We start from the raw sequence: 25,987 nt of genomic DNA on the forward strand, positions 1-25,987 counted from the left end.
GGCGGCTCGCGGACGAGGCCCCTCTAGACGGAGGTCGTGTCAGTCCGGTTTCGGAGTGGTTGCGGTTGTCTTGCAGAAATATTGCGGATTGAAGTCAGGCAGGCGCGGTCGGCGCCGCAAGTTCCGCAAGCAGGGCTTCATCCGTTGCGTGCGAGACGCCTTCGCGCCCGATCTCGATCAGGACCGGCACGGCCAGCGGGCTCACACGATCCAGATGGCGGACCAGCAACTGCGATTCCGCACGGGCGATCAGGCGCTTCAGCCGGTCGAGGTCGGTCAGCCGGGCGCTCGCCTCCGTCCAGGCGGCGTCGAGCAGCAGGTGGCCCGGATCGTGGCGCTGAAGCACATCGTAGATGAGGTCCGTCGAGACGGTCATCGCGCGACCGCTCTTGCGCCGGCCCGGCTGCTGGCGTTCGACGAGCCCGGAGATGATTGCGACATCGCGGAAGGCCCGACGAAGGAAGGGGGTGGCCGCGATCCAGTCGCGCAGTTCCTCGGCGATGATGTCGCCCGACAGCAGCGCGGCGGGATCCACGATCCGCTCGAGCCCCCACAGGCCCAGAACATAGTCTGTCGCCACGAAACCCAGCGGTTTCAGCCCGCGCCGTTCCATCCGCTGGGTCAGCAGCATACCCAGCGACTGGTGGGCGTTGCGGCCTTCGAAGCCATAGAGGATCAGATACGACCGTCCGTCGCGCGGGAAGGTTTCCGCCAGAAGCCGGTCTGCCGGGGGCAGAACGGAACGCGCCTGCTGCAGGGCCAGCCAGTCCCGCACGTCCTCGGGCATGCGGCTCCAGCCGGCCGGGTCGGCCAGCATGGCGCGCACGCGGCGGGCAAGATTGGTGGACAGCGGCATCCGCCCCCCCGCGTAGGTGGGGATCAGGGCGGAGCCGCGCCCCAGCCGGGTGTAAAGATCGGTTTCCGACGCGCCGGTCACCTCCAGCACCTGCCCGGCGAACAGGAAACTGTCCCCAACGCGCAGCTGGCTTGCGAACCATTCCTCGATCCGGCCCAGCGTGCGGCTGCGCCCCAGGCGCACCGTCATCGTGGGGGCTTCGACGATGACGCCCGCGTTCAGCCGGTGTTGCAGCGCCAGTTTCGGGTGGCGCAGCCGCCAGCGGCCGGGCGCGTCCTCCACCAGTCGGGCATAGCGCTCATAGGCGCGCAGCGCGTAACCGCCGGTGGCGACGAAGGACAGCACCCGGTCGAACTCACCCCGCGGCAGATCGCGATAGGGGGCGGCGGTGCGGATCTCGGTAAAGAGCGTATCCGCCTCGAACGGACCGGCCAGCGCCACGCCCATCACATGCTGGGCCAGCACGTCCAGACCGCCGGGGCGCATCGGTTCGGAATCCAGCTCGCCGGCCTTCACCGCATCCAGCGCCGCCAGCGCCTCGAGATATTCGAACCGGTTGCCCGGCACGATGACGGCGCGGCTCGGTTCCTCCATCCGGTGATTCGCCCGGCCCACGCGCTGCAGCAGCCGCGCGGCCCCCTTCGGCGCCCCCATCTGGATGACCAGATCGACATCGCCCCAGTCGATCCCGAGATCGAGACTGGATGTGGCGACCACCGCGCGCAGCCGCCCGTCGGCCAGGGCGGCTTCCGTCTTCAGCCGCGCCGCCATCTCCAAAGAGCCATGATGGATGCCGATCGGCAGCCGCTGGTCGTTCACGGCCCACAGATCGTTGAAGATCAGTTCCGCAAGCGCGCGGGTATTCACGAACACGATCGCCTGTCGCGCGCCCTCGATCAGCTTCATCACCTCGCGCGCGGCGTGGCGGCCATTGTGGCCGGACCAGGGGATGCGGCCGTCGGGCACCAGGATGCGGATGTCGGGCGGCGCCGCTGCCTCGCCCGACACGATGCGGGCATCACCCCCCGGCGCCAGCCAGTCTGCCATCGATACGGGATCCGCCACCGTGGCGGACAGGCCGACAAGCCTGAGAACCGGGTTCAGCCGGCGCATTCGAGCGACCGCCAGCGCCAGCAGATCCCCGCGCTTGGTGCTGGCGAAGGCGTGGATCTCATCGACGATCAGCGTCTCGACCGATTCCAGCATCCGCGCCGCCTCTGGCCAGGTCAGCAGGAGGCTGAGGCTTTCCGGTGTCGTCAGCAGGATGTCGGGCGGGTTTTCCCGCTGCCGCTTCTTCGCGTCCGATCCGGTATCGCCGGTGCGGGTTTCCACCTTCAGGGGAAGCCCGGCCTCGCGGATGGGCAGCAGAAGATTTCGCTCCACATCGGCCGCCAGGGCCTTCAGCGGCGAAACATAGATGGCCTTCAGCCCGGGGCGCGGCCCCTGCTCCGCCGCAGCGGCGAGGACAGGGAGGAAGCCGGCCAGGGTCTTGCCCGCCCCCGTCGCCGCGACAAGCAGGGCGTGCTGCCCGGCGCGGGCGGCGGCCAGCATCTCAAGCTGGTGCCGGCGGGGCCGCCAGCCGCGTTGCGCAAACCAGCCGGACAGCTGCGGCGGAAGATCATCGCCCGTCCCCATCGCCCCTCAGCGGCGTTCTGCCTTGCGGAAACCCTGCCCCGCAGGCGCATCGGGCGGGGCGAGCATGTCCCCACGGATAACCAGCGGCCAATCCTGGAAGTCGCGCACACCCGTGTCGGCAGGATCGAATCGGAAGCGGTAACGACGGGCCGCCTTCAGATCGAGCGGGAATTCGGGCGAGACGAGATTGAACACCGGCACTTCGAAGCGGACGGAAACGGGCAGGCGGCTATCCAGATCCGCCTCCAGCCATTCGGCATAGGTCTGGCCCTTCTCTTCGCTGCCGTCGTTCATCCGCACATGGACGGTGATGTTGGGCACGGGCTGGCCGCGCGGATTTTCCAGGATCAGCGCGAAAACCTTCGGGTCACCCGGCTCGGTGCCGACCAGTTCCCATCTGGCAGGCCGGGGCTTCGGATCGGTGGTGAGGAGGATGCGATCGCCCGCCTGCCGCCAGCGGCCCTGCGCCATTTCATCCAGCGCGCCATAGGTGAAGGCATAGCGGAAGCGGCCGTCCGGCAACAGATCGAGCGCGCCGGCGGCCTCCCGCACGCCGGCAAGCACATAGTCGCCAGCCAGCGCATGCCCGCCCGCAGGCTGCGCCGGACAGGGGCCGGCGGCCGCGAGCAGCAAGGCACAGAAGCAGATCAGCGCGCGCATGGCGGAAGGTTGGCACAGAGGACGCGCGGGTGCCAGCGGGCCAGTCGGCTGCAACATGGCAGACCGGCCCGCCGACGTTCCGCCCGGCGGGCCATAACGCACCCGCCGGACGAAAGCCGTCCGCCCCTGAAAGCTGGGCGAGTCTGGCGGACCGCCCACAGCCGTTCTGCCAGACTGACATGCCAGTTCGGGACATGGCGGAAGCCGCTGTCCGGAAAGTGAAAAATGCAGATGTGTCCCCGTTTGTCATGGACAAAAGGGGAACATCCGGCCGTAACCCTTGCGGACGCCAGCCGGACGCCCCAAGGTTCGACCGGTTGGTGCGATGCGTTGGGGGTTTCAGGGGTGCGGTACGCACGGGCAGATCGGTTGATCCAGCTGGCGCTGGAAATGCAGGCCGCGCGCGGCGGCCTGACGCTGACGGATATCGAACAGCGATTCGGCGTGTCGCGGCGCACCGCGATCCGCATGCGCGATGCCGTGCTGGCGGCCTTTCCCAATGCCGACGAGGTGCCGTCGAACGATCGTTCCAAGCGATGGCGGCTGGATGGGGCAGGCGCGCGCACCCTTTCCCCCACCACGGCAGACGAACTGGCGGCACTGGAAACAGCGGCGGCCCTGTTCATCCGCGAAAACCTGCCGGATCAGGCCGACCTGCTGCGCGGGATCGGTTCGCGGCTGAAGGCGGCCATGGCCGCCGACCTGATGCGGCGGGTGGAGCCGGATCTGGCCGCCCTTGCCGAGGCGGAGGGCCTTGCCCTGCGCGCCGGCCCACGCCCCGCCATCCCCAATTCGCTGTTCGCCACGCTGCGCACGGCGATCAAATCCTGCCGGAAGCTTTCATTCAGCTATGCCGGGCGGGTGAAGGGGCAGACGGAAACCCGGATCGTGCGGCCGCTGGGCTTCCTGTACGGCCACCGCCATTATCTTGTGGCCGCGACAGACGGTGACGGAGCAGCCGGGGCGGACGGAACCATCCGTTTCTTCAGCCTGCCGCAGATCACGCGCCCCCGGCTGCTGGAGCAAGGGTTCGAACGCGATCCCGCCTTCGACCTTCGCCGGCTGGTCGCGCACAATTTCGGCGTGTTCCAGGAACCGGCGCAGGATATCCGCTGGAAGTTCAGCCCAGCCGCCGCCCCGATCGCGCGCCAGTTCGAATTCCACCCCGACCAGACGATGGAAACCCTGGCCGACGGAAGCCTGCTGGTGCAGTTCCGGGCCGGCGGGCTTCTGGAAATGGCCTGGCACCTGATGTGCTGGGGCGATGCGGTGGAGGTGGAGGCGCCGGAGACGCTGAAGGCGATGCTGCCCGCCGAACGGCCGAACTGGCCCGCCCTGCCCTGAACCAGCTCTGCCCTGGCTGCCGTACTCAGGGCCTGAGCGCCGGTTCGATCCGCGCCCAGTCCCGGTCGAGGATGGCGAAGACATGGGTGTCCCGGACATGGCCGTTGTGGGTAATCTTGTGGTGGCGCAGGATCCCGTCGCGAACGGCGCCCAGCTTCAGCACGGCGGCCTGCGACCGCCGGTTGCGACCATCCACGCGGAACTCCACCCGGTGGAAGCCGCAATCGAACAGGAACCCCAGCAGCAGCCACTTGGCGGTGCGGTTGACGGGCGTGCCCCGCGCATCCGGCCTGAGGTAGGTGCCGCCCAGCTCGACGACGCCGGGCGTGCGGTCTTCCGGCCAGACGCCGGTGCAGCCGACCAGCCGCCCCCGCCACAGGATGGCCCAGTAGCGCCAGCCGGTTCGGCCCGCGGCGGTATTGCCCCACCAGCGGTCGAAGCCCTCGCCCAGCAGGGAATAGCTGTAGATCTGCCAGATTTCCGGATCCTCCGCCGCGGCCCGGCGAAGCGCGTCCGCATGGGCGTCGGCCAGTGGCTGCAGCCGGATATCGCCCTGCGCAAGCAGGGGCAGGGCCGCCGGAAGTGCGGCAAGGGCTGCGTTCACGTCCACTCTCCCGCCCGGGTGCGACCGCGGCACCCCTTGCAATCTGTCCGTCGGTGCGTAAGCAGGCGGCGACTGGAATCTCAAGCCCTGTCCGGGGTTCTTGGCGAATGGTGAAGGAGACACCATCTGCCATGTAAGTGAGGTCGTGATTTTGGGGAGACAGGAATGGGCGAGAGGAGCGCCAGCCTGAAGGAAGATCTGGCCCGGGTGAATGTCACCTCGGTCAAGGATATCCGTTCGGCTGCGGAAGCGCTCAGGGACATCGCCTGGGAACGGGCAAACCTGAGGGTGGCGCTGGCGGACAACATCGCCAGCAAGAATCCGCTGATGGACGAGGATGGCGGCATCCTGGCTGCCGAGGTCTTCGGCTGGAACGCACCCGACGAACGCTGGTGGGCCGATACGCGCCTTGCGCTCTCCTCTCCGGTGCCGCGGGCCTGCCGCTATGAATCGGAACCCTTCTGGGTGAACGCGGACGGCTTCCGCACCCGCCAGCCCAACCGCTATCTCGAGGCGATCGACCTGTCGAACTTCGAGAAGCGCGCGCTGTGCAAGGCGGCCATCGGCATCCCGGTTCACCTGCCTTTCGGCCAGATCGGTCTTGCCAGCTATGGCGTGGCGGATCCGGATCGCACCGATCTTTCGGTCGAATATGAAGCCCATGCCGACGAACTCTACCTGCTGTCGCACCGCTTCATCGCCGGCTGCGTGAAGGCGCTGCGCACCCGGCAGTGGCTGCCGGCGGATTGCCAGCTGACCAAGCGGGAAGTCGAATGCCTGCGCTGGGCCTCCATCGGCAAGACGGACAAGGAAATCTCCATGATCCTTGGCCGATCCCACGCGACGGTGCGCTTCCACATCCAGAACGCCGGCGAGAAGCTGGATGCGGTGAACCGCAGCCAGACGATCTTCAAGGCCGCGCAGCTGGGCTATCTGGGCTACGCCGCCTGACGCATCCGGCTCCCTTCGGGCTGGAAGAACCGCCTGCGCCTGCTAGGCTGCGCGCAGGGAGGATAACATGACATTCGTGATGCGCCTGATTGTGGGCCTTCTGGGCCTGTTCCTTGCCGGCATGGGGCTGATGTTCCTGATCAATCCGGCTGAAATGGCGGCCGATTTCGCGCTGACGCCGCTGGGCAGCCAGGGGCTTGCCAGCCTGCGGGCCGATTTCACCGCCTTCTTCCTGGTGGGCGGGCTGTTCGCGCTGCTGGGCGCCTGGCGCACGGATCCGGCGCCGCTGAAGGTGCCGATCCTGCTGCTGGCGGTCGCGCTGTTCGGGCGCACGGTCAGCCTGGTGCTGGATGGCGCGGGTCCGATGGCCTGGCCGCCCATGGTGGCGGAAGCCGTGATGATCGCGATCCTGCTGCTGGGCCAGCGCGTCTTCGCCCGCGCGTCCTCCTAGGGCGGAGGGCAGCTAGGCGAAGGCCAGCAGCGCCGCGATGGTTTCATCCGGCGCGGTCACCATCAGGTCATGGCCGCTGTCGATCGCGGGCATCGGCCAGCCCTTCGCGCGGGCTTCCTCCGCCCCCTGCGCCGGCCCTGCCAGCGTGTTACCCAGCGCCAGCACATATGCCTTCGCAACGGATTCGAATCGGGCCGGCAGCGCCGGTTGCTCTTCCGCGAGGCAGCGCCAGGGCATCGGAGTCTGGCGGCGGTTGACCCAGCCATGGTCCGGATGGTCGGCCGGCACGCCGATCACCTCTGCCGGATAGGGCGGCATGGCCCTGGCCCCGATATGGATCGCCGCCGCCTCGGCGGCTGCGATCGCGTCGGGCGGCGCGCCGTCGAACAGGGTGCAGCCGGGGCTGACGGGCACGCCATCCAGGGAAACCCACTGGCGCACCGCCGGATGATCGCACGCCAGCGCGGTGGGCCGCGCGCCATAGCTGTGGCCCACCAGAACCACGTCGGTCAGCTCCTCGCAGTCCAGCACGGCCAGAATGTCGGCGCGGTGCGTTTCGACACCCGTTTCCGGGTTCAGCAGATGCGCCCGCTCGCCAAGGCCAGTCAGCGTCGGCGTGAACACACGATGCCCGCGATCCCTGAGGCCATCGGCGACATGCCGCCAGCACCAGCCGCCATGCCACGCACCATGAACGAGTAGGTATTGGGTCATTTTCTGTTCTTTCCTCCGCTTCGCTCCGGGCGCGCGGTCGCGCTTGCGGCCCCTTCAGGGCCGGGTTGCCCGGTGTTTCCTCCGCTTCGCTCCGGGCGCGCGGTCGCGCTTGCGGCCCCTTCAGGGCCGGGTTGCCCGGTGTCTCCTCCGCTTCGCTCCGGCTCAGGGCCGGGCGGAGCTGGATCCTGCCAGTGATCGAAACAGCGTTGCTGGTGGCGCTTCACGAATCGGGCGGCTTCGGGGCCGGTGAATGGCCCTTCCCACGCGTCATGGGCTTTCGAAAGCCACCAGCCCTGCCCGGGCAATCCATCCGACTGCCGGACGACAAGGCTGGCAAGCACGGGCCTGTCCAGCGCGCGCTGGCGGCTGTCCACCTCTTCCAGCGCGGCGCACAACTGGCCCACCTGGAAGCGCACGAAGGGAAGGCCGAACCAGCGGAACACATCGCCATAGCTGATCGATTCGCCATTGCGCGCCTTCAGGATCAGCTGGGCTTCCAGCTCGTCTGCCGGGAACAGGGCCATGGCGGATGGCTAGCGCATGGCGGAGGCAGGCGCTACACGCCGGTTTGATGAGCATTGGAGAATATCCGGGAACCCGAATGCGGCGGCTGCGGCGGCAGCCCTGGTCCCGCGCGATGGTGGCTGAAACCGTGGTGACGCCCGCCGACCTGATCTGGCCCGTCTTCGTGCGGGACGGGGTGGGCATCGCCGAACCCATCGCCACGATGCCCGGCGTCTTCCGCCATTCGGTGGACAGGCTGCCCGGACTTGCGAAAGAGGCGGAGGCGCTGGGGATCCCGGCCATCGCACTGTTCCCCTACACCCAGCCCGAACGGCGCTCCGAACGGGGGGAGGAAGCGCTGAACCCGGAGAATCTGGTTTGCCGCGCGCTGCGCGCCGTGCGCGATTCGGGGGCGAATGTCGGCCTGCTGACGGACGTGGCGCTGGATCCCTACACCAGCCATGGCCACGACGGGCTGGTGGATGCGCACGGCCATGTGCTGAACGACCCGACTGTCGAGATGCTGGTGGGCCAGGCGCTGAACCAGGCGCGGGCCGGGGCCGACATCGTCGCCCCTTCCGACATGATGGACGGCCGCGTGGCGGCGATCCGCCGCGCGCTGGAAGCCGACGGCCACACCGACGTGCAGATCATGGCCTATTCGGCCAAATATGCCTCCGGCTTCTATGGGCCCTTCCGCGATGCAGTGGGCGCCGGCGGCTATCTGAAGGGCGACAAGAAGGGCTACCAGATGGATCCCTCCAACGCGCGGGAGGCCCTGCGCGAGGTGGCGCTGGATATCGCCGAAGGCGCTGATTCGGTGATGGTGAAGCCCGGCCTGCCCTATCTGGACATCGTGCGCCGCGTTTCGGAACGGTTCGACGTGCCGGTGTTCGCCTACTGCGTATCCGGCGAATATGCGATGGTGGAAGCCGCGGCCGCCGCCGGCATGCTGGACCGGGACCGGGTGATGCTGGAAATCCTGACGGCCTTCCGCCGTGCCGGCGCCTCCGGCGTGCTGACCTATCATGCCCCTGATGCCGCGAGGCTGCTGAACGAATGACCGATTTCGACCGGCTGCTGGCGGCTGACCAGGGCGCCGAGGCGCAGACCATCCACCTGGTCGGCGAGGCCGGGCTGGAAACATTCCTGAAGACGCTGTCGGAACTGGGCCGCACCGCAGCGGCCGCCGCCGGCTTCCGCGGCCGGGCGGATACGGCAGTGTTCCTGCCAGGCGGCGCCGGCCCGGACTGGTCGCTGGCTGTCGGGCTGGGCGATGCCGCGGAGGCCGGGCGATGGACGCTGGCGGCTGCGGCGAACCAGTTGCCCGAGGGGCGCTACCGGCTGTCTGCCCCGGTGCCGGCGCAGGCGCTACACGGCTGGCTGATGGCGCAGCATCGCTTCGGCCGCTATCGCAAGGCAGAGGATGGGCGGGGACCGAGGCAGTTGCTGGTTGCCGACCCGGCGGCGATCGGCCCGGCGCTGGCAGACGCGCAGGCGGCCGCCGACCTGAGGGACATGATCGACACGCCGGCCGAGGACATGGGCCCTGCCGAGGTGGAGGTGGTGATCCGCGCGCTGGCCGACGCGGTGGGCGGCAAGGTGCAGTCCGTCATGGGCGAGGCCCTGATCGAACAGCGCTTCCCGGCGATCCACGCCGTCGGGCGCGCCTCTCCGCGCAAGCCGCGCATCATTTCGATGGACTGGGGCGATCCGGCCCATCCGCTTGTCGCCATCATCGGCAAGGGTGTCTGTTTCGATACGGGCGGGCTGAATCTGAAGCCGGGCAGTGCCATGGCGCTGATGAAGAAGGATATGGGCGGCGCCGCCCATGCCATCGCGCTGACACGGCTGGTGATCGCGCGCAGGCTGCGCGTGCGCGTGAAGCTGGTGGTGGCGGCCGTGGACAACGCCGTTTCCGGCGACGCCATCCGGCCCGGCGACGTGATCTCCACCCGCAAGGGCCTGACGGTGGAGGTGGGGAACACCGATGCGGAGGGGCGGCTTGTTCTGGCCGATGCGCTGGCGTTCGCGGCCGAAAGCACGCCGGCGCTGATGATCGACTTCGCCACGCTGACGGGCGCCGCCCGCGTGGCGCTGGGACCCGACCTGCCCGCGCTCTTCACCAACGACGATTCGCTGGCCGGGCAGCTGATGGCGGCCGGAACAGCACTGGACGACCCGCTGTGGCGCCTGCCGCTGTGGCGACCCTATGACCGGCTGTTCCGATCCGACATCGCCGACCTCAACAACAATGCGGAAGGCGGCTTTGCGGGCGCCATCGTGGGCGGACTGTTCCTGGAGCGGTTCGTGCCCAGGGGGACGCCCTGGGCGCATGTGGACACCTATGCGTGGAACGGCACGCCGCGCCCCGGCCGGCCCAAGGGCGGCGCGGCGCTGTCGCTGTTCGCAGCGCTGGGGCATCTGGAAGAGCGCTTCGGATGATCATGTCGAGGATTTCAGGCCCGCGGATCGCCGAGCCGCTGGGGCCGCTGGACCGCCGCGTGAACGCCTGGCGCGAAGATCTGGCCGACATCGCACTGGCGGGATTGGTGGCGGTTCCGCATTATGCCCGGCCGGTGCCGCACCGCGCGCTGCGGCAGGTGCCGATGCTGAGCGCGGACAACAGCGGCTCCGTCGCGGTCAGCGAACTGCTGCCGGGCGAGCACTTCGCGGTGCTGGATAGCGGGCATGGCCATGCCTGGGGCTTTTCCATTGCCGATCATTATGTGGGCCATGTGCCGCTGGATGCCCTGGCGCCGCTGACGGATGCGTCGGCAGCCAGCAGCCAGCAGGGCATGATCGGCCCGGGCGACGCGCTGCTGTTCCGCGCCCCTTCCATCAAGTCCGAAATCGCCGCGACCCTGCCACTTGGCGCGCGCATCGGCTGGCAAGCCCATGACGATCGGTTCGTGACGGTGACGGACGGGCCCTGGGCCGGCTGTTTCCTCGCGCGCCGTCACCTGCTGCCGGCAGAGGGCGATACCTCGCTGGACTGGGTGGATGTCGCGCTGTCGTTTGTGGGCGCGCCCTATCGCTGGGGCGGGCGCAGCAGGGCCGGGGTCGACTGCTCGGGGCTGATCCAGCTTTCGCGGCAGGTGGCCGGCCAGCCCTGCCGGCGGGACAGCGACATGCAGTTCGCCGATCTGGACGAGGATGTGTCACCCGGCGCCGCGCGGCGTGGCGACATTGCCTGGTGGCCGGGCCACATCGGCATCCTGCTGGATCGGGAAACCCTGCTGCATGCCAATGCCCACTGGATGTCGTGCCGCATCGAGCCGCTGGCGGACGTGGTGGCGCGCGCGTCGAATGGCACCGGGCCTGCAGAGCCGCGAATCCGCCGGCCCTGAGGCTCGTGCCGTTGCACATGCGGGCCCCCGTCTGATCCAATTGCGCAACAGCTTCGTTAATTTTCATCGCAACTGAGGTGCTTCGCCTTGCCCCGCCCCCAATGGCTGGAGTAAGGCGCGGCACGACACGATCGGGGAGTTCGGCCGATGACCATTCGACCCGGAGTGTTCGGGTGACCGCAAATGACAAGACAGCCGACAAGGCTGTGCGGTCAGATGCCCTGGGGAGGGCGGACGTTTGGGCTGCGGGCGGTGAGGAGGTTGCTGGCGTGTCGAATGTGCAATCAAAGCAGGGCGAGGCGGATATCTACGGGCATGAAAGCCTGATCGCCGAGCTTGAGCGGCTGGAAATCCCGAGGGATTACCGCCCGACCGATGAGGAGCCGTTCATGAACGAGCGGCAACTCGCTTATTTCCGGGCCAAGCTGCTGAAGTGGAAATCGGATATCTCCGCAGAGGCGAAGGCGACGCTGGACACCCTGAAGGAAGGCCCCATCCAGGAGCCCGACCAGACCGACCGCGCATCCTCGGAAACCGACTGGGCGCTGGAGCTTCGCACGCGCGACCGGCAGCGCAAGCTGATTTCGAAGATCGACGCGGCGCTGCGTCGGATCGAAAGCGGTGACTATGGCTATTGCGAGATCACGGGCGAGCCGATCTCGTTGCAGCGGCTGGAAGCCCGGCCCATCGCCACGATGACACTAGAGGCGCAGGAGCGCCACGAGCGGGAAGAACGGATCAGTCGCGACGACTAGGGCTGTTCGGGTCAGCCGTGACGGCTGACCCGGCTGCCGCCGCTAGTGGGGCTGTTTCTGGATCTCTTCCTTCAGCTTCAGCTTCTGCCGTTTCAGGCTGCTGAGCCGGGCGGGATCCGGAAGCGGACGGCTCATCTCGGCAGAGATCATCCCGTCAAGCTGGGCGTGACGGGCGTTCAGGGCTTCGAGATGCGCACTGGCCATATTGCATGTCCTTTCGCTGTCCGTCCGGCCCGAACCATTCGGGCCGGATTACCAGTAGACCATGGCTTTGCGCGTCTGTGAACGGCCCTTTCGTCATATTCTGCGATTGCCGGATATTGTGTGACGATTCCCGGACAGGCACCAGATACGAGTCGGCGCAGGCTGAAGGCGATCGCCGCAGGCTCCGCCGACTCGGGAACGGCGTTGACGGAACCCCGCCAAGCCGCCAAATCCGGACGGGATCCGGACTCAGGCGACAGGATGCAGGAGCGGCGATGGACGAGGCGGAGCTGAAGGCCAGGTTGAATGCGCTCTCGCAGGAGCATCGCGACCTGGACGCGGCGATCGACGCGCTCGCACGGTCTGCCACGGCCGACATGCTGCAGATCGCCCGGTTGAAGAAGCGAAAGCTGCGCCTGAAGGACGAGATGGCGCTGGTTCAGGATCTGCTGATCCCGGACATCATCGCTTGAATTTGTTTTAGTCCCTCAGGTGCCGGGCGCGGCCCATCCGGGCCGCTTGGCTTCGCGCCATAAGGCGCGGCGGCCGGTCGGCCTTGCGGCGGCTCTGCCGCCGGCAGTTGTTTTGGGGCCCTCAGGCTTCTGTCATGTAGCGCTCCACTGTTTCGTGGAAGGCGCGGATTCCCTGTTCCAGCCCGCCCAGTTCCAGCGCCGGAACCGCGCCGGAAGCGAGGCCCTTCTGCCCGGCCTCGGCTGCGCCGAAATCCTCCACGCCGAACACCCGGCCGTCCAGCAGTTCCCAGCTGCGTCGCCAGTGATCCTCGGCCTTTTCCGTGACAGGCCGTTCGGGGATCAGCATGAAATCTTCAACCAGCGTTTCGCCCACCGCCTGCGGCATCAGCACCATCAGGTTCACATAATCCGGGCTGGCCACCAGCACCGTTCCGGGGAACAGCTGATAGGCGTAGGTGACGATCCGGCGCAGCGCCGGCCAGTCCGCAAGGTCCACCCCGTCCAGCCCGCCGAGGCGCGCGACGGCGGATCGCATGTGCGGCCCCACCCTATCCCCTGCGGTGACCCCGTCCTCGAAGAATTTTGCGATCGTGTCCTGGTGCAGCCGCTGGACATGATAGCTTTCCAGAAATGCATCCATGATCAGCTTCCAGTTGGATGCGACCCGGTGCGTGCGGCGCGCATAGAGGTGCATCTCCCGAAGCCCCAGCGCATCGAAATCTGCCGCCAGCGGCCCTTCCGCCAGCGAGAAATCCGCATCGAAAGGCCAGTGCGGCGCGGGTGAGTCCTTGATCTGGCCGCGAATTCCGGGCGCGGCTGGGTCCTTGATCTGGCCGCGAATTCCGGGCGCGGCCCAGATCAGGCCGCCTGCCTCGGTGGAGGGAACCGGCACCAGCCCCATCGCACCCTTGTCCAGGCCGGGAAAGGTTTCCGGCCGGGGCAGGCCCTTCAGCCGGCCATCCAGCGCATAGGCCCAGGCGTGATAGGGGCAGACGACGAGCGGCTCCTTCACCGGCTCCGGCGCGTCGATCAGGCGGGTGCCGCGATGGCGGCAGGCGTTCAGGAACACGCGCAGGGCCCCCTGCCTGTCGCGCATCAGGATCAGCGGCGCACCGAAGCCGTCATGCGTCATCAGGGTGCCGGGATCTGGCAGCATGGCCGACGGGCCGATCACCAGCGGCAGGGCGCCGAACATCTTCGCCTGCTCGGCCGCGAAACGATCCGGGCAGAGATAGACCGACGCGGGCACGCGGGAGCGGATGAACTGCCGGGGCGGCCCGCCATCCCGGCACTGGGCGGCGAGCGCGATCTGCGCGGCTGTCGGCGTGCGGCGCCGGGGCTCGAATGGCGCGTTCATGCGGGCGATTGTGCGCCCCCGCGCCTGCCCTCGCAATCCTGTTTCATTTGCCCGGGAAAGCGGGCAGACAGGGCCCCGCATGACCGAAACCGAACGACAGGGCCGCGACTGGGGCGGCGCCATCCGCCCGTATCTGGAACGGGAACCGATCGGGGCGCTGCTGCTGGGCCTTTCCTCCGGCGCGCCCTTCGCGATGATCGCCTCCACGCTGACGACGCGGCTGGCGGAATCCGGGATCGACAAGAAGACGGTGACGGCCTTCGCGCTGACCTTCCTGCTGTATAACTTCAAGTTCCTCTGGGCGCCCTTCATCGACCGCATCCGCATTCCGGGGCTCGCCCCCGCCTTCGGCCAGCGCCGCGCCTGGCTGTTCGTGATCGCGGCCTGCACGCTGCTCGCCATCATCTGGATGGGGCAGGTGGATCCGGTCGCCGATATCCAGCTGATGGTGATTGCCGCGCTGACGGTCGCCTTCTTCGGCGCGACGTTCGACATCATCATCGACGCCTTCCGCATCGACAGCCTGAAGCCCGAACAGCTGGGCGCGGGGTCGGGGATGAGCCAATATGGCTGGCGGCTAGGTTCGAACGGCGCCGGTGCCATCGCCCTGTTCGTCGCCAACCGGGCCGGATGGGACATCGCCTATCTGGCGGCCGCCTTCTTCGCTGTCCCTGCCGTGATCGCGGGCTTCCTGCTGGGCGAGCCCGTCCGCCGCACCGCCGTGCTGGCGAAGGAAGGGGCCGAACCCTTCCTTAAGCGGGTGCGATCCACCTTCATCGCCCCGCTCGCCGATTTCATGACCCGCCCGAACGCCATTCTGGTGCTGCTGTTCGTGCTGATCCACAAGATCGGCGACACGCTGGCCAATCTTTCGTTGCGCATCCTGCTGGCCGATCTGGGCTTCGACAAGGACGCCATCGCCATCTACGATGTGATGTTCGGCCTTGTCGCCTTCCTGATCGGGGTGTTCGTGGGCGGCATCGTCTATGCGAAGCTGGGCATGATGCGCGCGCTCATGCTGTGCCTGATCCTGATGGGTGTCTCCAACCTGATGTTCGCCTGGCTGGCCACCATGGGGCCGGTGAACTGGGCGCTGGCGGCGACGATGGGCTTCGAGAATTTCGCCAGCGGCATGGGCGGCGTCGCGGTTGTCGCCTATCTCAGCTGGCTGTGCGACCTGCGCTTCACCGCAACCCAGTTCGCGCTGCTTTCGGCGATGTCCTCCATCCTGGGGCGCTTCGTGCAGGGCACGACGGCCGGTGCGCTCATCGAATCGCTTGGCTTCGTGAACTTCTACCTGCTGACAACCCTGCTGGCAGTGCCCGGCGTGTTGCTGTTCTGGCTGCTGATGCGGCGTGATCCCCCCACGCCAGAGACGACCGCCGCCACCTGACGGACGCGCCGGATTGTCATATTAGGCGGCTAGTGGCGGCTTGCCGGGCGGGTGGCCCGGCCAGGAGGCAGGATCCAGATGCTGCACCATTCGCTTGCGACGACATCCATCGCGCCGCACCTGCTGGCCGATGCCCCCCACATCCACCGGCAGGGCCAGCTGGACGTGCGCATCGCACGCAGTGAAGCGGAAATCGCAGCCGCACAGGCGCTGCGCTATCGCATCTTCTACGAGGAAATGGGGGCGAAGCCGACGCTGGCGATGCAGGCCGTGCGACGCGACATCGACGATTATGACGATGTCTGCGACCATCTTCTGGTGGTGGATCATGGCCTGGATGGCCGGCCGGAAGTGGTGGGCACCTACCGACTGCTGCGTCAGCAGGTGGCCGAACGGCATCGCGGTTTCTATTCTGCCGGAGAATATGATCTCGCCCCACTGATCGCCTCCGCCGGGGGCCAGTTGCTGGAACTGGGCCGCAGCTGCGTGGCGCCCGAACATCGCAACAGCACCACGATCAGCCTGCTGTGGCGCGGCATTGCCACCTATCTGGCGCAGCATCGCATCAGCCACATGTTCGGCTGCGCCTCCCTCCACGGCACCGATCCAGCGCATCATGCCGCCGAGCTCAGCTACCTGTTCCACCACCACCTCGCCCCGCCCCCGCTGCGCACCCGCGCGCTGGATCATGCGCCCATGGATTTGCTGCCCGCCGGCAGCTATGACGTGCGGGCGGCGCAGCGCGCGCTGCCGCCGCTCGTGAAAGGCTATCTGAGAGTCGGGGCCATGGTTGGGGACGGCGCGTTCGTGGACAGGCAGTTCAACACGGTCGACGTGTTCGTGCTGATGCCTGTCGATGGCATAACGCGCCGCTATCTCGACAGGTTCGCCACCGCCAACGACGCGGTTTGATCGCGGCCTTCCGATCCCTTCTGGGCCCCAGCCGGCGGGAGGCGCTGCCCGATCATGTCCGGCTGCCCGGCGGCACGCTGCCGCTGGTCGCCCGGGTAAACCCCCGCGCGCGCCGCCTGTCCCTCAGGGTGTGCGCGGCAAGCCGGACGGTCCGGCTGACGCTGCCGCCACGGGCCAGCATCGCCCATGCGCGCGCCTTCCTGGAAGGCCATCAGGGCTGGATCGAGGCGCAGGCCCTGCGCCGGCTGCCGCCACCGCGCCCCTTCGTGCCCGGTGCGCTGATCCCGGTGTGCGGGGCAGAGATGCGCCTTGTGCCGGGAAGCGGCCGGATCGCGCGACGCACGGGCGATACGCTTCTGGTGCCGGGCGAAGGCCCCCTGTTCGCAGCGCGCGTGCAGCGCTGGCTGAAGGCGGAGGCGCTGGCCCTGATGGCAGAGGAGACGCGCGCCCTCGCCACCTGCATCGGCCGCGAGGTGCCCGAGGTGCGCGTGGGCGATCCGCGCAGCCGCTGGGGCAGTTGCGCCGCCGACGGCCGCATCGCCTACAGCTGGCGGCTGATCCTGGCGCCGGAACCTGTGCGCCGATCCGTCGTGGCGCATGAAGTGGCGCATCTGGTGGAGATGAACCATGGCGTCCGCTTCTGGCGGCTGGCGACGGAACTTCTGGGAGAGCCGCATGACGCGGCGCGCGGCTGGCTGCGGGCGAACGGCCCGCTGCTGCTGAGTTACGGCGCGACCTGACGCGCCTTCCAGTTGCGCCAGTGGGCGAAGGCGACGACCAGTCCGCCGGCCACCGTCAGTGCGGGCTCCAGAACCTCTCGCCCGTGGGCGAGCGCGCCGGCCGCCATCAGTGCAAACCCCAGCATGGCCATCAGCCAGGGCATGCGGCTGTGGTGAATGGCGGCGCCCCGCACCAGAGCATAGATGGAAACCGGCGCTGCCAGCGCGATCAGCAGCCAGTGCACCCACACGGGGCCATGCAGCAGCTCATCGGCAACTCCGGCGGCGAGCATGGGTGAAAGCGCGAGCCCCAGTGGCAGCAGCAGGCAATGCACCAGGCACAGGCTGGACATCAGCGCCGCGGCCCCGTCGATCGATGGATCGTCCCTGTGGTGGACTGTCACTTGCGGTTTGCCCTGCTGACTCTTGCGGGATGTGATAATGTAACATCCCACATTCGTCAAGGGCGGGCCTCAACCGATCGAGGGGTAGAGGATCGTGTCACGCGGGGGATCGGCGAGGCCTGGATAATCGGTGGTGTAGTGCAGGCCCCGGCTTTCCTTCCGGCTCTGTGCCGAACGGACGATCAGGTCGGCCACCTCCACCAGGTTGCGAAGCTCCAGCAGATCCGGTGTCACGCGGAAATTGCCATAATAATCCGCGATTTCCTGCCGCAGCAGTGCCACGCGGTGGGCGGCGCGTTCCAGCCGCCTGTCGGTGCGCACGATGCCGACATAATCCCACATGAAGCGCCGGAGTTCGTCCCAGTTGTGGGTCACGACGACTTCCTCGTCCGAGATCGTCACCCGGCTTTCATCCCAGGGGCGGATGTCGGCGACGGGCGGCGTGTCGGGGAACCGGGCAAGGATCTCGTCGGCTGCAGCCGCGCCGAAGACCAGGCATTCGAGCAGGCTGTTGGACGCAAGGCGATTCGCCCCATGCAGGCCCGACTGGCTGACTTCGCCGATGGCATAGAGGCCGGGCAGGTCCGTTCGGCCATGAAGATCCACCAGCACGCCGCCGCAGCTGTAGTGGGCGGCCGGCACGACGGGGATGGGCTGGGTGACGGGGTCGATGCCCAGTTCGCGCAGCCGCTTCACGATCGTCGGGAAATGCTCTTCCACGAAGCCGGCCGGCTTGTGGGTCATGTCCAGCAGGACATGCGGAATGCCCAGGCGCTTCATCTCCGCGTCGATGGCGCGGGCGACCGCATCGCGCGGGGCCAGTTCACGACGCGGATCATGGCTTTCCATGAATGCCGTGCCATCGGGCAGGCGCAGGATTCCCCCTTCGCCGCGCATGGCCTCGGTGATCAGGAAGTTCTTCACCTGCGGGTGATAGAGGCAGGTGGGATGGAACTGGTTGAATTCCATGTTGGAAACACGGCAGCCGGCGCGCCAGGCCATGGCGATGCCGTCACCTGTCGAGCCATCCGGGTTGGTGGAGAAGCGATAGACGCGGGATGCGCCGCCCGTTGCCAGCACCACCGCGCGGCCCAGCAGGCGGCGGACATGGCCCGATTCGCGATCTAGCACATACAGGCCCATCGCCCGCCGCTCGGCGAAGCCGCGGCCCACCGCATGGCGTTCGGTGATGATGTCGATCGCCACCTGCCCGGCCAGGAAGCGGATGCCGGGCGTGGCGAGCGCCGCCTTTTCCAGCGCCTTCTGCACCGCCCAGCCGGTCGCATCGTCCACATGCACGATGCGCCGCGCGCTGTGCCCGCCCTCCCGTGTGAGGTGCCAGCGATCAGAGACGGTTTCGCCCGGATTGAAGGGCACGCCCAGCGCGGCCAGCCGCTCGATCGCCGGGCCGGCATTCTCGACGACGAATTCCACCGCCCGCCGGTCGTTGAGGCCGGCGCCCGCCACCATCGTGTCCTCGATGTGGCTTTCGAAGGTGTCGCCCTCGTCCAGCACGGCGGCGATCCCGCCCTGCGCCCAGCTGGTGGAACCGGCCGAGATGTCGGCCTTCGAAAGCACCAGCACATTCAGGCCGCCACCCGCGAGGTTGAGTGCGGCGGTCAGGCCGGCCGCACCGGAGCCCACAACCACCACGTCCGCCTCGATCAGTTCGGTCATCCGCGTCGTCCTGCCATCCTGCCGGCGAACAGCTGCAGCCTCATGCCGCCCCGCCCGTCAGTTCAAGGAACACGTCTTCCAGATCCGCCTCCCGCGTGGTGACGTCAACGACAGAGAGGCCCGCCGCCTGCAACCGGGCGAGGATGGCGCCCGCCTGCACGGCCTGCTTGTCGTAGAGGATGTCCAGCCGGCGCGGATCGGTCAGTTCCACGCGGGTGACGCCCTCGATCTCCGGCAGGGCGGTCACATCATTCGCCACCGTCACCTGCACGCGCTTCTCCCGCGCCTGGGCGAGGAGATCAGACTTGGATTTGTCGGCGACGATGCGACCATGGTTCACGATCGCGATGCGGTCGCAAAGTTCTTCCGCTTCTTCCAGATAATGGGTCGTCAGTACGATGGTGGTGCCCGCCGCGTGCAGTTCGCGCACATAGGACCACAGCATCTGGCGAAGCTCGATGTCGACGCCCGCGGTCGGCTCGTCGAGAATGACGACGGGGGGGGCGTGCACCAGTGCCTTGGCGATCAGCAGGCGGCGCTTCATCCCGCCCGAAAGCTGGCGCGTATAGACATGCGCCTTGTCCGCCAGCCGGACCTTTTCCAGCAGCTCCATGGAGCGGCGCTTTTCCTTCGGCACGCCATAGAGCCCGGCCTGAAGCTCGAGCGTCTCGAACGGGGTGAAGAAGGCGTCGAACAGAAGTTCCTGCGGCACCACGCCGATGGAAGCCTTCGCGTTGCGGGGGTGGACATCGATGTCGAAGCCCCACACCTCGGCCTTGCCGCCCGTCTTTGTCACCAGCCCGGCCAGGATGTTGATCAGGGTGGATTTCCCGGCCCCGTTGGGCCCCAGCAGCCCGAACATCGAACCGCGCGGGATGTCGAGGCTGATCCCGTCCAGCGCGCGCTTGCCGCCGGCATAGGTCTTTTCCAGACCCTGCAGGCGAATGGCGGGCTGGCTCATGCCAGTTGCCGGACGTCGGTGAGGCGGCCGGTCACGGCGGCCGCTGCCGCCATCGCGGGCGACATCAGGTGGGTGCGGGCGCCCGGCCCCTGCCGCCCGACGAAATTGCGGTTGGAGGTGGAGGCGCAGCGTTCCCCCGAAGGCACCTTGTCCGGGTTCATGCCCAGGCACATGGAACAGCCGGGTTCGCGCCATTCGAAGCCGGCCTCGACGAAGATGTGATCCAGTCCTTCCTGTTCGGCCTGCCGCTTCACCAGCCCCGATCCGGGCACCACCAGCGCCTGCCGCACATTGGCGGCGACACGGCGGCCCTTCACCACCCCGGCCGCGGCGCGCAGATCCTCGATCCGGCTGTTGGTGCAGCTGCCGATGAAGATGTTCTCCACCGCCACATCCTCCATCCGGGTGCCGGGGGTGAGGCCCATGTAGGCGAGCGATTTTTCCGCCGCCGCGCGCTTCGACGGATCGGCGAAGCTGTCAGGCGAAGGGACGACGCCCGTGACCGGCACGACATCCTCTGGGCTGGTGCCCCAGGTGACGAGCGGGGCGATGGCCGTGCCGTCGATCACAACTTCGCGATCGAACCGCGCGCCCGGATCGGACGGAAGCTGCCGCCACCAGGCGATCGCCCGTTCCAGATCGGCGCCCCTGGGCGCGCGCGGCTTGCCGGCCACATAGGCGAAGGTCTTTTCATCGGGCGCGACAAGCCCCGCGCGCGCGCCGGCCTCGATCGACATGTTGCAGAGCGTCATGCGCCCTTCCATGCTCAGCGCCTCGATCACGGCGCCGCGATATTCCAGCACATGGCCCGTGCCGCCCGCCGTGCCCAGCGCGCCGCAGATCGCCAGCGCCACGTCCTTGGCGGTGATGGAATAGCCAAGGCTGCCCGTGACCGTGACGGCGAAGTTGCGCGACTTCTTCAAGAGCAAGGTCTGCGTGGCGAACACATGCTCCACTTCCGACGTTCCGATGCCGAAGGCCAGCGCCCCGAACGCGCCATGGGTGGAGGTGTGGCTGTCGCCGCAGACCATGGTGACGCCCGGGAGGGTGAAGCCCTGCTCCGGCCCGATCACATGGACAATCCCCTGTTCCGGCGCGTCGATCTCGAAATATTCCACCCCGAATTCAGCGCAGTTCGCCTTCAGCGCCGCCAGCTGGGCGACGGATTCGGGATCGGTGATGGGCTGCCGCCGGTCGGTCGTCGGCACATTGTGGTCCGGCACCGCCAGCGTCAGATCCGGGCGGCGAAGGCGACGGCCCGCCGTCTTCAGCCCGCTGAACGCCTGCGGCGTCGTCACCTCGTGGATCAGATGCCGGTCGATGAAGATCAGGGATGTGCCGTCGTCGCGGGTGGAAACGACATGGTCGTCCCAGATCTTGTCGTAGAGAGTGCGTGGCGCTGTCATCACAAGGCTGGCGTTAGGCCCCCCGCTCCCGCCGGGTCAAGCGGGCGGACGCCCCTGCCTGGCGGGCGGGGCCGCTTCAGATCCCGCGCTCGAGGCGAATCTGGCGCCAATTGCCCACATTGGCCTGATGCTCCTCGTAGGTGCGGGCGAAAGCGTGGCCGCCGGTGCCGTCGGCCACCATGTAGAGATAGTCGTGCACTTCCGGATCCAGCACGGCAGCGATGCTTTCCCGCCCCGGGTTGGTGATCGGCCCCTGCGGCAGGCCGTCGCGCACATAGGTGTTGTAGCCGTTGTTCGCGCGCAGCTCCGACTGGCGGATGCGCCGCTGCAGCGGCTTGCCCTTCGTGACGGGGTAGATCACCGTCGGATCGGCCTGCAGCCGCATGCCCTGCTTCAGCCGATTCGAATAAAGGCCCGCGATACGCCGCCGTTCGGACGGGTCGCCGGTTTCCTTTTCCACGATGCCGGCCAGGATCACGGCCTCGTCCTTTGTCTTCACGACGGCATGTTCCGAGCGCCGCTCCCACTGGCGGTCGAGTTCCTCTGTCATCGCCTGCTGCATGCGCTTCAGCACGTCGGCGCGGGATTCCCCGATCTTCGCCTCATAGGTCGCGGGCAGCACGCTTCCTTCGGCGGGCGGTTCCACCTGGCCCTTCAGCCGGCCCACGGAATTCAGCCGTTCGGCCACCTGGATGGACGGCATGCCTTCGGGGATGGGAATCCGCACGATCAGCGTGTCCCCGCGCTTCAGGCGCTCCAGGATGGAGCCCCAGCCCTCGCCCTCGAAGAAGCCGTAGGTGCCATACTGGATTTCGCGGCTGTCCCCCAGCGTGCGGGCCAGAAGCTCGAACGCCTCGGAGCTGTCGATCACGCCGGCCTGCTCGAGGATGTCCGCCGCCTGCCCGATGGAGGCGCCGCGCGGAATCTCCACCTCGATGCGTTCCGCGCCCGGCAGCGGGGCGCGGCGCCACATGGTCGCCGTCCACAGGCTGAGCGTGAGCATCGCGAGAAGCGACAGCGTCGCCCCCCAGACGATCCAGCGCGGCTGCCCCGCGACCTTTGCGCCTGAGGCCATCAGACCTTCTTGAACACGACGGTCGCGTTGGTGCCGCCGAAGCCGAAGCTGTTGTTCAGCACGGCTTCCACCTTGCGCTCCTTCGCCTTCCACGGAACCAGGTCAACGCCTTCCGCGCCGTCGCACGGATCCTCGAGGTTCAGCGTGGGCGGCACGATCTGGTCGCGCATGGCCAGCAGGGTGAAGATGCTTTCCACCGCGCCCGCGCCGCCCAGAAGGTGGCCGATGGCGGACTTGGTGCTGCTCATGGAAACCCGGCCGATGTCGGCGCCGAACAGCCGCTTCACCGCGCCCAGCTCCAGCTCGTCGCCCATCGGGGTGGAGGTGCCGTGCGCGTTCACATAATCGATGTCGCCGGGGTTCAGGCCGGCGCGCTTCAGCGCCATCTGCATGGAACGGAACGCCCCGGATCCTTCGGGGTGCGGCGCCGTCACATGATAGGCGTCTCCGGTCAGGCCATAGCCCACCACTTCGCCATAGATCTTCGCGCCGCGCTTCTTCGCGCGCTCATACTCTTCCAGCACCACGATGCCGGCGCCTTCGCCCATCACGAAGCCGTCGCGCCCCTTGTCCCAGGGGCGGCTGGCGCGGGTCGGCTCGTCGTTGAACCCGGTGGACAGCGCGCGGGCCTGTGCGAAGCCGGCGATGCCGATGGGGCAGATGGTGGCTTCGGTGCCGCCGGCCACCATCACGTCGGCGTCGTCCAGCGCGATCAGCCGGGCGGCGTCGCCAATGGCGTGCGCACCGGTGGAGCAGGCGGTGACGACCGCGTGATTCGGGCCCATCAGGCCATATTTGATGGACACCTGACCCGAGACGAGATTGATCAGCCGGCCATGCACGAAGTGCGGAGAGACGCGGCGCGGGCCGCGTTCGAACAGCACGATGGATTCCTCGGCGATGCCCGGAAGACCCCCGATACCCGATCCGATCAGCGTGCCGGCGCGCAGGCGGTCTTCCTCCGGCATGTCGGTGAGGCCGGCGTCCTCAAGGGCCTGGCTTGCCGCATCGATGCCATAGACGATGAAGGGATCGACCTGGCGCTGGATCTTGTGGTCGACGCGCAGGTTCGGGTCGAAATCAGCCGGCTTGACTTCACAGGCGATGCGGCAGCTGTAGTCGCTGGCGTCGAAGCGGGTGATCGGGCCTGCGCCCGACTGGCCCGCGATCAGCCGCGACCAGGTCTGCTCCACACTTCCACCCAGCGGGGTCACAAGCCCCAGGCCTGTCACGACAACGCGGCGCATCCTTGTCTCCCAGTTTCTGCACCCCGCCTTTGCGGCCGGGCTGTCCCTGCTGCCGCCCATAGCGATGGTGAGCAGATATGGAAACGGCCTCGTGGAACCCACGAGGCCGTTGCAGGGCCGCGCACGCGCGCGCGGCCCGGATCGTCTTTACTTGCCGTTTGCGGCGATGAAGGCGATCGCGTCCTTGACGGTCAGGATCTTCTCGGCCGCGTCGTCGGGGATTTCCACGCCGAACTCGTCCTCGAAAGCCATGACCAGCTCGACGGTGTCGAGGCTGTCCGCACCCAGATCGTCGATGAAGCTGGCTTCTTCCGTCACCTTTTCGGCGTCAACGCCAAGATGTTCGACCACGATCTTCTTCACCCGTTCGGCGACGTCGCTCATTCCTCTAACCCTTTCATTCGGGTTCCGCGCAAATCGGCGGGCCCCCGTGGATATGCCAATCCGCACTAGCCGTCCCGATGGCCCCATGCAAGCGGGGCCGCCCCTCAGGCCATGTGCATCCCACCGTTCACATGAACGGCCTGACCCGTCACATAGCCGCCCTCGTCGCTGGCCAGCCACAGCACGGCCGCCGCCACGTCCGCGCCTTCGCCGAAGCGGCCGGCCGGAATGCGCTCGAACATCTTCGCCTTCTGGTCGTCCGTCAGCGCGTCGGTCATCGCGGATGCGATGAAGCCCGGCGCGACGCAGTTCACGGTGACGCCCCGGCTGGCGACTTCGGCTGCCAGGCTGCGCGTCATGCCCTCCAGCCCGGCCTTGGCCGCTGCATAATTGGCCTGGCCGGGGTTGCCGATGGATCCCACGACCGAACTGATCGAGATGATGCGCCCGTGGCGCGCCTTCATCATCGGGCGCAGGGCCGCGCGCGACAGCCGGAAGGCAGCCTCCAGGTCCACCTTCAGCACGGCGGCCCAGTCCTCGTCCTTCATCCGCATGGCGAGGCCGTCGCGGGTGATGCCGGCATTGTTCACCAGGATGTCGAGCTGGCCCAGCCTTTCCACGGCAGAGGGCACCAGCGCCTCCACCTCTTCGGCGACATCCAGCCGGCAGGGCAGGATCTCGGCCCCGCCCAGTTCATCCGCCAGCGCCCGGAGCGCCTCTGCCCGGGTGCCGGAAAGGGCCAGCTTCGCGCCGCGCGCCTTCAGAGTCCGGGCGATGGCCCCGCCGATGCCGCCGCTGGCCCCGGTGACGAGCGCGGTGCGCCCTGAAAGGTCGAACATTCTCGTATCTCCTCGCCCCTCATGTGTCTCGAATCAGGCCCGCGCGGGCCGGGGCCCGATCCCTAAAGCGCCTTCAGCACCGCCTCGACATCGTCGGGCTTCACGACAGACAGATTCTGGATGTCGGGCGCGATGCGCTTCACCATCGGCCCCAGCACCTTGCCGCCGAATTCGACGAGCCGGGTGACACCCGCTTCCTGCAGGGCGAGCACCGATTCGCGCCAGCGCACCGTGCCCGTCACCTGGCTGACCAGCAGGCCGCGGATCGTATCCGGATCGGTCACCTGCGCCGCAGTGACATTGGCAAACAGCGGCACCAGCGGAACGGCGATCGGAACAGCGGCGAGCGCTTCGGCCATGGCGTCTGCGGCGGGCGCCATCAGAGGGCAGTGGAAGGGCGCGGAAACCGGCAGCAGGACGGCATGGCGGCTGCCCTTCGCCTTCGCCAGCACCAGCGCACGCTCGACGGCGCCCTTGTGGCCGGACACCACCACCTGCCCCGGCGCATTGTCGTTGGCGGCAGTGCAGACTTCCCCTTGCGCGGCTTCGGCCGCGATCGCCTGCACATCCTCCAGTCCCAGCCCCAGGATCGCCGCCATGGCGCCCTCGCCGGGCGGAACGGCCGCCTGCATCGCCTCGCCCCGGCGGCGCAGAAGCTTCGCCGTCACGTCCAGCGGCATCGCGCCGGCCGCCGACAAGGCGGAATATTCGCCAAGGCTGTGCCCGGCGACGAACGCGGCCTTTTCGGCCAGCCGGATGCCGCCTTCGGTTTCCAGCACCGCAAGCGCGGCCAGGCTGGAGGCCATGATCGCGGGTTGGGCGTTCGCGGTCAGGGTCAACTGATCTTCCGGCCCTTCGAACATCAGGCGCGTCAGATTCTGCTGCAGGGCGTCGTCCACCTGTTCGAAGACGGCGCGGGCGGCGGGGCTCATCTCGGCCAGGGCCTTGCCCATGCCGACGGACTGGCTCCCCTGACCGGGGAAGATGAAGGCTGTTGTCACCTGCTGTGCTCGCATGGCTGTTGAGAAACGGGACATGGCCAGTAGCGCATTCGACCGCGCTGTCAAAACCGTCTGCCCGATGTCCGGAAATTGCGCCAACAGGCACCTTTT

27 protein-coding genes are annotated in these 25,987 nt (G+C 67.9%); 11 read left to right on the forward strand and 16 right to left on the reverse strand.

Features of this window, described 5'->3' with window-relative positions; all coding sequences use genetic code 11:
* Window positions 1–94 precede the first annotated feature (94 nt).
* Both ACW9TV_RS01920 and ACW9TV_RS01925 read right to left on the reverse strand, forming a co-directional pair.
* Complete coding sequence (locus ACW9TV_RS01920) at window positions 95–2,491, reverse strand: ligase-associated DNA damage response DEXH box helicase (protein WP_494304181.1); 2,397 nt, start codon at window positions 2,489–2,491, stop codon at window positions 95–97.
* 6 nt (window positions 2,492–2,497) lie between these two features.
* Window positions 2,498–3,151 (reverse strand): hypothetical protein, encoded by a 654-nt coding sequence (locus ACW9TV_RS01925; protein ID WP_494304182.1) that lies wholly within the window; start codon window positions 3,149–3,151, stop codon window positions 2,498–2,500.
* A gap of 345 nt (window positions 3,152–3,496) precedes the next feature.
* On the opposite strand from ACW9TV_RS01925, the gene ACW9TV_RS01930 reads away from it, so the two are divergent.
* Complete coding sequence (locus ACW9TV_RS01930; RefSeq protein WP_494304183.1) at window positions 3,497–4,495, forward strand: helix-turn-helix transcriptional regulator; 999 nt, start codon at window positions 3,497–3,499, stop codon at window positions 4,493–4,495.
* A gap of 25 nt (window positions 4,496–4,520) precedes the next feature.
* Here the strand turns inward: ACW9TV_RS01930 and ACW9TV_RS01935 are convergent, their stop codons facing one another.
* The gene (locus tag ACW9TV_RS01935; protein ID WP_494304184.1) at window positions 4,521–5,105 is read right to left on the reverse strand and encodes a GNAT family N-acetyltransferase; all 585 of its coding nucleotides are present in this window, start codon (window positions 5,103–5,105) and stop codon (window positions 4,521–4,523) included.
* A 159-nt stretch (window positions 5,106–5,264) separates the two neighbouring features.
* Between ACW9TV_RS01935 and ACW9TV_RS01940 the strand changes: the two genes are divergently transcribed.
* A complete protein-coding gene (locus ACW9TV_RS01940; protein WP_494304185.1) occupies window positions 5,265–6,050 on the forward strand; it encodes a helix-turn-helix transcriptional regulator in 786 nt (261 codons plus the stop codon).
* 67 nt (window positions 6,051–6,117) lie between these two features.
* A complete protein-coding gene (locus tag ACW9TV_RS01945) occupies window positions 6,118–6,501 on the forward strand; it encodes a DUF4345 family protein (RefSeq protein ID WP_494304186.1) in 384 nt (127 codons plus the stop codon).
* Window positions 6,502–6,513: 12 nt separating this feature from the next.
* On the opposite strand, the gene ACW9TV_RS01950 is transcribed toward ACW9TV_RS01945, so the two are convergent.
* Entirely contained in the window at window positions 6,514–7,215 is a 702-nt protein-coding gene (locus tag ACW9TV_RS01950; RefSeq protein WP_494304187.1) for an alpha/beta hydrolase, read from the reverse strand.
* Complete coding sequence (locus ACW9TV_RS01955) at window positions 7,212–7,739, reverse strand: hypothetical protein (protein ID WP_494304188.1); 528 nt, start codon at window positions 7,737–7,739, stop codon at window positions 7,212–7,214. The genes ACW9TV_RS01950 and ACW9TV_RS01955 overlap by 4 nt, the downstream gene beginning before the upstream one ends.
* 47 nt (window positions 7,740–7,786) lie before the next feature.
* Here ACW9TV_RS01955 and hemB point away from each other — a divergent pair, with 47 nt between their 5' ends.
* From hemB to dksA, 4 genes are all read left to right on the forward strand, one after another.
* Entirely contained in the window at window positions 7,787–8,782 is a 996-nt protein-coding gene (gene hemB / locus ACW9TV_RS01960) for a porphobilinogen synthase (RefSeq protein WP_494304189.1), read from the forward strand.
* Window positions 8,779–10,164, forward strand: coding sequence for a leucyl aminopeptidase family protein (locus ACW9TV_RS01965; protein ID WP_494304190.1), 1,386 nt, complete (start codon window positions 8,779–8,781; stop codon window positions 10,162–10,164). The genes hemB and ACW9TV_RS01965 overlap by 4 nt, the downstream gene beginning before the upstream one ends.
* Before the next feature lie 2 nt (window positions 10,165–10,166).
* A complete protein-coding gene (locus tag ACW9TV_RS01970; protein ID WP_494304191.1) occupies window positions 10,167–11,069 on the forward strand; it encodes a C40 family peptidase in 903 nt (300 codons plus the stop codon).
* Between the two features lie 305 nt (window positions 11,070–11,374).
* Window positions 11,375–11,824 carry an RNA polymerase-binding protein DksA gene (gene dksA / locus ACW9TV_RS01975; protein WP_494305016.1) on the forward strand — a complete coding sequence of 150 codons (450 nt, stop codon included), beginning with the start codon at window positions 11,375–11,377 and terminating at the stop codon, window positions 11,822–11,824.
* A gap of 42 nt (window positions 11,825–11,866) precedes the next feature.
* Here the strand turns inward: dksA and ACW9TV_RS01980 are convergent, their stop codons facing one another.
* Entirely contained in the window at window positions 11,867–12,028 is a 162-nt protein-coding gene (locus ACW9TV_RS01980; protein WP_494304192.1) for a YdcH family protein, read from the reverse strand.
* Between the two features lie 275 nt (window positions 12,029–12,303).
* Between ACW9TV_RS01980 and ACW9TV_RS01985 the strand changes: the two genes are divergently transcribed.
* A complete protein-coding gene (locus ACW9TV_RS01985; RefSeq protein WP_494304193.1) occupies window positions 12,304–12,501 on the forward strand; it encodes a YdcH family protein in 198 nt (65 codons plus the stop codon).
* A 121-nt stretch (window positions 12,502–12,622) separates the two neighbouring features.
* Here ACW9TV_RS01985 and ACW9TV_RS01990 read toward each other — a convergent pair whose 3' ends face one another.
* Window positions 12,623–13,858: an aromatic ring-hydroxylating oxygenase subunit alpha gene (locus ACW9TV_RS01990; protein ID WP_494304194.1), complete on the reverse strand. Its 1,236-nt coding sequence runs from the start codon at window positions 13,856–13,858 to the stop codon at window positions 12,623–12,625.
* Between the two features lie 79 nt (window positions 13,859–13,937).
* Between ACW9TV_RS01990 and ACW9TV_RS01995 the strand changes: the two genes are divergently transcribed.
* The 3 genes from ACW9TV_RS01995 to ACW9TV_RS02005 all read left to right on the forward strand — a co-directional run bounded on the left by ACW9TV_RS01995 (window position 13,938) and on the right by ACW9TV_RS02005 (window position 16,903).
* On the forward strand, window positions 13,938–15,251 hold the full coding sequence (locus tag ACW9TV_RS01995) for an AmpG family muropeptide MFS transporter (RefSeq protein WP_494304195.1): 1,314 nt from the start codon (window positions 13,938–13,940) through the stop codon (window positions 15,249–15,251).
* A gap of 78 nt (window positions 15,252–15,329) precedes the next feature.
* On the forward strand, window positions 15,330–16,163 hold the full coding sequence (locus ACW9TV_RS02000) for a GNAT family N-acetyltransferase (protein WP_494304196.1): 834 nt from the start codon (window positions 15,330–15,332) through the stop codon (window positions 16,161–16,163).
* Window positions 16,160–16,903, forward strand: coding sequence for a M48 family metallopeptidase (locus ACW9TV_RS02005; RefSeq protein ID WP_494304197.1), 744 nt, complete (start codon window positions 16,160–16,162; stop codon window positions 16,901–16,903). Before ACW9TV_RS02000 ends, ACW9TV_RS02005 begins: the two co-directional genes overlap by 4 nt.
* Here ACW9TV_RS02005 and ACW9TV_RS02010 read toward each other — a convergent pair.
* From ACW9TV_RS02010 to fabD, 9 genes are all read right to left on the reverse strand, one after another.
* On the reverse strand, window positions 16,888–17,286 hold the full coding sequence (locus tag ACW9TV_RS02010; protein ID WP_494304198.1) for a MerC domain-containing protein: 399 nt from the start codon (window positions 17,284–17,286) through the stop codon (window positions 16,888–16,890). The two genes, ACW9TV_RS02005 and ACW9TV_RS02010, sit on opposite strands and share 16 nt — an antisense overlap.
* A 69-nt stretch (window positions 17,287–17,355) precedes the next feature.
* Window positions 17,356–18,963, reverse strand: coding sequence for an L-aspartate oxidase (nadB, locus tag ACW9TV_RS02015; RefSeq protein WP_494304199.1), 1,608 nt, complete (start codon window positions 18,961–18,963; stop codon window positions 17,356–17,358).
* A 40-nt stretch (window positions 18,964–19,003) separates the two neighbouring features.
* Window positions 19,004–19,924 (reverse strand): ABC transporter ATP-binding protein, encoded by a 921-nt coding sequence (locus tag ACW9TV_RS02020; protein ID WP_494304200.1) that lies wholly within the window; start codon window positions 19,922–19,924, stop codon window positions 19,004–19,006.
* Complete coding sequence (gene leuC, locus ACW9TV_RS02025; RefSeq protein ID WP_494305017.1) at window positions 19,921–21,330, reverse strand: 3-isopropylmalate dehydratase large subunit; 1,410 nt, start codon at window positions 21,328–21,330, stop codon at window positions 19,921–19,923. Before leuC ends, ACW9TV_RS02020 begins: the two co-directional genes overlap by 4 nt.
* Window positions 21,331–21,406: 76 nt before the next feature.
* On the reverse strand, window positions 21,407–22,405 hold the full coding sequence (gene mltG, locus ACW9TV_RS02030) for an endolytic transglycosylase MltG (protein ID WP_494304201.1): 999 nt from the start codon (window positions 22,403–22,405) through the stop codon (window positions 21,407–21,409).
* Complete coding sequence (gene fabF / locus ACW9TV_RS02035; protein ID WP_494304202.1) at window positions 22,405–23,652, reverse strand: beta-ketoacyl-ACP synthase II; 1,248 nt, start codon at window positions 23,650–23,652, stop codon at window positions 22,405–22,407. Before fabF ends, mltG begins: the two co-directional genes overlap by 1 nt.
* Before the next feature lie 147 nt (window positions 23,653–23,799).
* Window positions 23,800–24,036 (reverse strand): acyl carrier protein, encoded by a 237-nt coding sequence (locus ACW9TV_RS02040; protein ID WP_374386471.1) that lies wholly within the window; start codon window positions 24,034–24,036, stop codon window positions 23,800–23,802.
* Window positions 24,037–24,140: 104 nt separating this feature from the next.
* A complete protein-coding gene (fabG, locus tag ACW9TV_RS02045) occupies window positions 24,141–24,875 on the reverse strand; it encodes a 3-oxoacyl-[acyl-carrier-protein] reductase (protein ID WP_494304203.1) in 735 nt (244 codons plus the stop codon).
* Window positions 24,876–24,937: 62 nt separating this feature from the next.
* Entirely contained in the window at window positions 24,938–25,891 is a 954-nt protein-coding gene (fabD, locus tag ACW9TV_RS02050) for an ACP S-malonyltransferase (RefSeq protein ID WP_494304204.1), read from the reverse strand.
* Window positions 25,892–25,987: the final 96 nt, after the last annotated feature.

The organism is Sandaracinobacter sp. T42, assembly GCF_059115405.1.